Consider the following 7,049-nt stretch of genomic DNA (forward strand, 5'->3'; position numbering starts at 1 on the left):
CGCGTCTTCGCCTGGACCCGTGCGATGCGCCAGCGCAGCGCCCGCGCCGCCACGCCCTCGCCGGCGCTGCCCAGCGCGCCGGTGAAGCAAATTGGCTCAATCAATCCGTTCCGCGAGGCGCCCCTCCCGGGGTATCGTGTGCTCGCCGCCCGTGGGACTCCGGGGCGATTTCCGAGCCCAGTCTGGTAACTGTTGTAGGTTGATCGCCCCACCATTCCCCGGGCGGCGCTTCGTATGCCCCCCGCGCCCCCCGCGTTCCCTGCACGTTTCCATACCGAGCGCGTCGAGCGCGAGGACCTTGTCATGTTCATCAACGCCTGCTTCGCGTGCACCGGGCAGGCCGAGTTCTATGGCTCCTCGGGCGGGCAGGTCGTCTCCGTCGAGTTCCTCCACGAGTACATCCTCGGCAACTACCGCCGCCTCTACGCGCGCACGCTCGCCGCCGGCATCAACCACTTCAACCAGGCGCGCATCGCCGTGAACCTCCTCGCGACAGGCGCCGAGACGCCCGCCGCGGACCGGCGCGAGGAGGGGCTGCTCATCGCGGCGGCGCTCCGGGAGCTCCCGCCGCAGCGCGCGCTCCGGGCGCTCCGCGAGCTCCGGGAGCGCCGCGTGAACAACCGCCGCGCGCGCGCCGTCATCCGCGGCTACCTCGCCGGACGGCCCGAGCCGGCCTTCGACGCCGTCAAGTACCGCGCCCACGTCCGCGCGCTCGCCGCGCACGCCCACCTCCGGCTCCCCGGCGAGCTAGGGCCCTTCCTGTTCGAGCCCGGGCGGCGCGCGCCGTTCGAGACGCCGCTCCTCGAGCGCGCGCGGCAGGCCCGTTACGCGAAGGAGGCGATCTTCGACCTGCCGCTGACCGTCGCCGAGGGGCTCGCCGCCGCCCGCGGCGTCTCGCGCGACGAGCTCCTGCGCCGCGCCGCGCCGCGCATGACCGAGGGCGAGCGCCTGCGGCTGCAGCGCACCGCCGGGCGCGAGGACGTCGACCTCGCCATCGACCTCGGCCGCGCCCCGCTCACCCGCCTCGCCCTCTATGCGCTCTCCCTGCCCGAGAAGGCGCGGCGCGACCGCCGCGACGAGCTCCACGCCGCGCTCGAGCGCGCCGCCGCCCGCGCGCTCCGCCGGAGCCCCGCCGCGCTCGGGCGCGTCGCCGCCGTGCTCGACCGGAGCTACTCGGCGTCCGGATCGAGCGAGAAGCGCCGCCGCCCGCTCGCCGTCGCGCTCGGCGTGAGCTACCTGCTCCGCGCCGCCGCCCGCGAGTACCGCGCCTTCTGGACCGCGCCCACGCCCGACGAGCTCCTCGTCGACGCGCGCGGCCAGACCGATCTCGCGACGCCGCTGCTCGACGCGCTGGCCTTCCGCCCCGACGTCGTGCTCCTCGTCTCGGACGGCTTCGAGAACGACCCGGCCGGCGCCGCCGCCGAGGTCGCCCGGTGCTTCCGGGCGCGGCTCGACCCGGGGCAACGCACGTCGATCGTCCACATCAACCCCGTGTTCGACAGCGAGCGCTACGCGCCCCGCGCGCTCGGCCCGTCGATCCCGACGGTCGGCCTGCGCGACGCCGAGGACCTGCCGACGGTCCTCGGCTTCGCCCGGTTCGCCGAGGGGACGGCGCCGCTCGCGGAGCTCGAGCGCTACCTCGCGCAGCGCGCGGCGGACCTGCTCTCGCGCCACGCCCGAGGCGCCGGCGCCGGTGGGACGGCGGAGGCGCTTGCCGCGGCGCCGGCGGAGGCGCCCGCCGTGGCGCCCGAGGCGTCCTGATGGCCAAGGCGCCGGCCCTGATCCAGTCGCTCACGCTCCGGGGCCTCTCGGCCACGCACGCCCAGGTCTTCGCGGGCGTGCGCCTCGTCCCGCTCCTCCGGGCCGCGCCGCGCGACGACCTGCGCATCGCCCGCCACGGGTACGACGACACCCTGGCGGTCGTCGATCTCAGCGACGGCGCGATCTATTGCTCGACCTACGTGCCGCACGCGCTCGTTATCGGGTGGACCGACGACGGCTCGCCCGTCGCGTCCTACGGCGCTGCGCTCGGGGCGCCGACCGACAGCATCCCGCTCGCCAAGCGGTGGCGCGGCGTCAACGTGCTCCACCGCATGACCCGGCGCGAGGCGCGCGGCGAGGACCCGGCCGAGCGGAACCGCCTGCGCCTCCTGCCGCAGCACCTCGCGATGGAGGGCTTCCTCGCCCTGCATTTCAACGCGCCCGAGATCGCCTGGTCCGAGTACTCGCGGCGGGCGATCTCCCGCGGCCTCGACCCGCGCGTGGAGGTGTCGCTCTCCGGCCGGGCGATCCCGAGCCTGGAGGACGCGCTGCGGGTCTTCGAGATCCACGAGGGGCAGTGCGGCCTCCTGCTCTTCGTCGGCGAGCTGCTCGCGTCGGTGTTCGTCGTGTCGCACCCCGACGACTACCGCGCGCTGCACCGCACGCTGATCGAGGATCTGTTCGAGCAAACGCTGCTCTACGCGGCCCGCCACAACGGCGACAGCCAGGCCTTCACGCACACCTTCGACGCGGCGCAGATCGGCTCGCTCGACGATCTGCGGGCCGCGCTCGGCCGGGCGCGGGCCGAGGCCGGCGCGCTGCACGTGGACACCGCCGCAGGCCTCCTCGGCCGGCCGATCTCGGCGGAGCGCGTGTACCGGGCGGGGCCGTTCTCGCTGCAGCGGTTCATGACCGAGCTCGATCCGGCGCTCGACAACCACATCGGCGAGGCGATCGTGCGCGACGACGGCACGCTGGAGTACGCGAAGACCTACCGGCTCTCGGCGGGGCAGGTGCGGCGCGCGCGGCTCCTCCAGCAGCTCGCCGCGCACGGCTGGAACCTCGACGCCACCGCGGCGGCGCTCAAGATCGCCCGCGACCAGCTGCTCCGGCGGATCGACGGGGAGGGGTTCGGGTATCTGATCGCGGAGCACGTGCTCAAGGCGGCGCTGAAGCGGACGCGCGAGCGCGGTCGCTGAGGCGATCCCGGCGCCTCGCGCGGAACCTGTGCCGTCTCGGCCTCCATGTGTGCCAAGCGAGGGGGGTCCGGCACTGGCACAAACGCAATGCATTGCGGCACACCGGGGTCCGGACCCCTCGAGAACGTTCTGCAGAGCGTTGGCGAGGGCGCAAGTTGTGCCAGAAACCGCTCCGTAGTTCGCATTTTTGTGCCATTCACCCCCTGAAAACGCTGTTCGCTGTGTCAAAAGGGGGGTCCGGACCCCCCGGAACCGCAAGACAGAGCGCCCGCGGGGGGCGGAGCCCCTTCCGGTCGCAATGCGGTGCGCGCGCGGGAGGGCTGGAACCCTGCGCGGCGGAACGTGGAGCGCTCCGGGTAGCGAGACCGGAGCGCGTCCCAGGTTGCGGCGTGCGGCGTGTGTCCCAGGTTGCGGCGTGGGATGCGCTCGCCACGCCGCGCAGGGGCTCAGCTCGCCCGACCTGCACCCCCGAAGCGTGGCCAGCGCTGCTACACTGCGCTCCATGAGCAACCCGGCCGAGAAGCTCCTCGACGAGGCGTTGAAGCTCCCGGAGAGCGAGCGGCGCGTCATCGCGCTCCGCCTGCTCGACAGCGTGGGCGAGGAGCCGCCCGAGGAGATCGAGCGCGCGTGGACCGAGGAGGCCCTGCGTCGCCTCGAGGATCTCCGCGCAGGACGTACCCAGCCGATCCCGTGGGAGGAAGCTCGGAAGCGCATCTTCGCGCGGGGCTGACGTGGCTCGACGCGTCCTGTCCCTCGCGCCCGAGGCCGAGCGCGAAGCCCACGAAGCCTTCCGCTGGTACCGGGACCGGGACGAGCGTGCAGGCGTCCGCTTCGAGGCGGAGTTGCTCGCCGCCCTCGACCGCATCACGGAGACCCCCGAGCAGGGTCCCGAGATCGAGCGAGGCGTGCTGCGCATGCTCCTGCACCGCTTCCCGTACGGTGTCCTGTACGCGATCGAGCCGGAGCACGTCTTGGTGCTCGCGGTGATGCACCTCCGGCGCCGACCGGGCTCCTGGCGCGGCCGCGGGGGCTGACTCTTCGAGCGTCAGCCGCTCGCAGCGCGCCCCCGTCGTTCTTCTCGACGCCCAGGAGGGCCTGCTGGCCCGTACTGCGCGCGGAATCGGGCGAGCCCGCGACTGGGAGGCGCTCGAGGCGCCGCCCGCGTCGGTCGATCTGGAGCGGGATATCGTGCTGCTCCGGCTCTACCGAGAGAAGCCGATCCAGGGGCTGCAGATCGCGCTCTCGCTGCGGGAGGATTACCTTGTTCCAGGGCGGCCCTGAAGGGAAGCGAGCCACCGCATCATCCATAGGGGAAAAAGGTCCACGGACGAGCGCCGCTCGCTGGCGTCTCCTGGGAGAGGCACCGTGTAGCAGGAGCGGATGAACAAGCTCCTGGAGCAGCGATCCGCTTGAAGACCGAGAGTGTACCGCAGAGGCGCAGAGGAGAGGCTGCCTCTTCTCGAGCAGGGGCTGAGCCCGCGAGGTCGGCTCGGCGCGTCACATCGGCTCTTGCAGATCCTTGTAGCTCGGCAGCGCGCCGAAGTTGAACCCGATGCCGAAGTTGTAGACGAGCCCCGGCCCCTCGACGCTCTTCATCATCGTGATCTCGGGGTGGATCGCGAAGTTGTCCGATGCCCGGAACTGGAAGCCGAGGCTGCCGCGCAGGAGGAGGCCGTCCGCGCTCGCCGCGGCCTCATCGTCGTCCGAGAGATCGCCCGAGGCGAGGCCGTAGGTGACGCCGGGGCTCACCACGATCGAGAACCAGTCCGCGGGGTTCACGGCGAGCATGAGCGGCGCGTGCAGGTAGACGATGTGCACGGAGGCCTCTTCCGCCGACAGGAAGAAGTACTGGAGCCCGGGAGCGACCGCGAGGTCGAAGATGCCGCGGACCGGGTTCACCTTGAGATCGACGCCGAACGAGCTGAGGTTATGGACGTGGGCGCCGATATCGAGCATGTCCGTCAAGCCGGCCCGGAGCTGGTACGAGGGCAGCGTCGGCAGGAATCCGCTGGTCGTCCTCCTCGCCGTCTCGACCTCGGTGGTGCTCGGGTCGTCGGCGATCTCCTCGATCTCGCCGATGTACCCGAAGCTCTCGAGGGACACCGAGTGCGAGATCTTGCCGGGCTCCACGGTCCGCGGCGTTCCGTAGGAGTTCGGGTTGGGGCACCCGCAGAGCAGGGAGCCAAAGAGGAGGACCGCCGGGAGCGCCAGGAAACGAGCAGAGGGCTTTCGCATAGCCGACGATCTTACCCATTCCGCATTTCGGATGTCCAGGCACCTCACGGAGGGAGCAGCTTTACGACAGGGGCTTGTTGCGGGGCCTATCGTGAGCACCCAACCACGGACGAGCCTGGACGACGAGGTGTCATGCGTGGCTCATGCCATCAGAGCACGGACTGGATACGTCGGTCGATGGCGAGGACCGGCTGCGGACCTCGGCACGCCGTCGTTCAAGTCCACCGCTGATCCCGCGTGGGCGCCTCGGGCCGGGCAGCTCGTCGAGGCCTCTCCAGCGACCACGAAGGCTGCCTAGCTTGCCTCTTCAGCCGGAGCCGGCTGGCTCCGCTCGAGCGCCTCGATGCGCCCGAGGAACGCGCGCCCCCTGACCGGATCCGTCATGTACACGAACGCCGCGAGCCCCTTGAGCTGCGCGAGCGTCTCCCCCTTTCCGGGCCTCCCGAGCTCCCGGTTGCGGATCGCCGCGCGCAGCGCGCGCACCCGCTCGCGCGGGACGCGCGCCGCAGGGACCGCGTCGCCCGCGCCGTTGACGACGAGGCCCGTCACCTTCTGCCGGCTGCCCTTGCGCATCACAACGGTCTTGCTCGGGTGCAGCCGGAAGCCCTCCGAGCTCAGGATCTCCCGGAGCCCGCGGAGCAGCGCGCCCACCGGCGCGCGCGGCCGCGCGGCGCCGGCGACGCCCGGCGCCTCGGGCGCGCGGAAGGAGAACGTGAGATCGTCAGCGTACCGCGTGTAACGAAGCCCCAGCTTGCGCGCGAGGCCGGACGCGCGCCGATCGAGCCGCAGGCAGATCGCGTTCGTGATCGCCGGGGAGGTGGGCGCGCCCTGCGGGAGCACGCGCGGGCCCGTCGCCACGTAGAGCGTCTGCCCTCGGAACTGCACGACGTCCCGCGGCGCCTCCGTCGAGAGGAGCGCAACGAGCGTCGCCGGACCCTCGGCCACGCCCGCCTTGCGGAGCAGGCCGCGCACCCGGCGCCACGTGATCGTCGGGAAGAAGTCCTTGATGTCCACCTTGACGATGGTGTCGGCGCCGGCGTGCGCGGCGGCGTTCGTGACGATGGATCGGCTCGCCAGGAAGCCGTGCGCCGCGGCGTGGACCGGCAGCTTCTCGAACAGGTTGCGGAGCGCCCAGCGCTGCGCGCGCTTCAGATCCCGCTTCGGCGACGAGATGGTGCGCGCGCTGCCGTCGCGCTTCGGGATGTGCCACCGCCGGTAATGGGTGCCCGTGTCGACCTCGCGGTGGTACGCGAGCCAGCGGAGCCGCGGGATCGACAGCCCCAGCGCGCTCGCGAGCTCGGCCGCGCCCGGCAGGTCGGGGAGGCCGTGCGCCCGCGCGCGCTCGCTCAGCCCGGGCACATCGAGCCTGTCCGGCCCGCCACGGTCGCTCCAGTGCACGCCCGCGCCAAGGTGGTTGACGTGCGTGGCGACGTAGGCCTCCCAGGCGAGGCGGCGCAGCGAGCGGCGCTCCCTGGCCTCGACCTTCTTGCGCTCCTTCCACTGAGCGCGCTCCCGGTCGGACATCGCCTTGGGATCGCCGGTCGCGAGGGCGCCCTTCGACGTGAGCTCCGCGCTCACCCACGCGTCGATACCGCCCGCCTCGTCGATCGCCTTCCAGCGGGCGACGCGCTCCTCGTGGGCGAGCCGGCGCGCTTCTGCGCCTGCGGCGGCGTGGAAGCGCGCCGCCGCGCCGCCGGGGGCAGGCGGCGTCGTGATGGGGAGAACGACGGGGGCTCGGGCTTGAACGGTCGCGTCGATCTTCGCGGTCATGTCTCGGTGGGAGCGTGGTGGTGAGTCACGATGGGAGCGATCTGTCCCGGGGACGCCGGACCGTCGATCGCTGTCTCATGTCGC

At 72.5% G+C, this 7,049-nt stretch carries 6 protein-coding genes; 4 read left to right on the forward strand and 2 right to left on the reverse strand.

What is annotated here, in order from left to right; genetic code table 11:
• Nucleotides 1–234 precede the first annotated feature (234 nt).
• The 4 genes from WMF28_RS09160 (at nucleotide 235) to WMF28_RS09175 (ending at nucleotide 3,994) form a co-directional block, all read left to right on the forward strand.
• Nucleotides 235–1,761 (forward strand): hypothetical protein, encoded by a 1,527-nt coding sequence (locus tag WMF28_RS09160; protein ID WP_437601735.1) that lies wholly within the window; start codon nucleotides 235–237, stop codon nucleotides 1,759–1,761.
• The gene (locus WMF28_RS09165; RefSeq protein WP_437601737.1) at nucleotides 1,761–2,960 is read left to right on the forward strand and encodes an ARPP-2 domain-containing protein; all 1,200 of its coding nucleotides are present in this window, start codon (nucleotides 1,761–1,763) and stop codon (nucleotides 2,958–2,960) included. The genes WMF28_RS09160 and WMF28_RS09165 overlap by 1 nt, the downstream gene beginning before the upstream one ends.
• A 502-nt stretch (nucleotides 2,961–3,462) precedes the next feature.
• Nucleotides 3,463–3,690, forward strand: a complete 228-nt coding sequence (locus WMF28_RS09170) for an addiction module protein (RefSeq protein WP_437601738.1) — start codon at nucleotides 3,463–3,465, stop codon at nucleotides 3,688–3,690.
• Between the two features lies 1 nt (nucleotide 3,691).
• Complete coding sequence (locus WMF28_RS09175; RefSeq protein ID WP_437601739.1) at nucleotides 3,692–3,994, forward strand: type II toxin-antitoxin system RelE/ParE family toxin; 303 nt, start codon at nucleotides 3,692–3,694, stop codon at nucleotides 3,992–3,994.
• Between the two features lie 463 nt (nucleotides 3,995–4,457).
• Here WMF28_RS09175 and WMF28_RS09180 read toward each other — a convergent pair whose 3' ends face one another.
• Nucleotides 4,458–5,195 carry a hypothetical protein gene (locus WMF28_RS09180; RefSeq protein ID WP_437601740.1) on the reverse strand — a complete coding sequence of 246 codons (738 nt, stop codon included), beginning with the start codon at nucleotides 5,193–5,195 and terminating at the stop codon, nucleotides 4,458–4,460.
• A 294-nt stretch (nucleotides 5,196–5,489) separates the two neighbouring features.
• Nucleotides 5,490–6,965 (reverse strand): reverse transcriptase family protein, encoded by a 1,476-nt coding sequence (locus tag WMF28_RS09185; protein ID WP_437601741.1) that lies wholly within the window; start codon nucleotides 6,963–6,965, stop codon nucleotides 5,490–5,492.
• Nucleotides 6,966–7,049 lie beyond the last annotated feature (84 nt).

Origin of the sequence: Sorangium sp. So ce590 (assembly GCF_051521365.1) — a bacterium.
Classification (GTDB): Bacteria; Myxococcota_A; Polyangia; order Polyangiales; family Polyangiaceae; genus Sorangium.

Bases quoted from the DNA above. Each gene is read 5' to 3' on its own strand.
- WMF28_RS09160 (WP_437601735.1), top strand. From the start codon at position 235: ATGCCCCCCGCGCCCCCCGCGTTCCCTGCACGTTTCCATACCGAGCGC.
- WMF28_RS09165 (WP_437601737.1), top strand. From the start codon at position 1,761: ATGGCCAAGGCGCCGGCCCTGATCCAGTCGCTCACGCTCCGGGGCCTC.
- WMF28_RS09170 (WP_437601738.1), top strand. From the start codon at position 3,463: ATGAGCAACCCGGCCGAGAAGCTCCTCGACGAGGCGTTGAAGCTCCCG.
- WMF28_RS09180 (WP_437601740.1), bottom strand. From the start codon at position 5,195: ATGCGAAAGCCCTCTGCTCGTTTCCTGGCGCTCCCGGCGGTCCTCCTC.
- WMF28_RS09185 (WP_437601741.1), bottom strand. From the start codon at position 6,965: ATGACCGCGAAGATCGACGCGACCGTTCAAGCCCGAGCCCCCGTCGTT.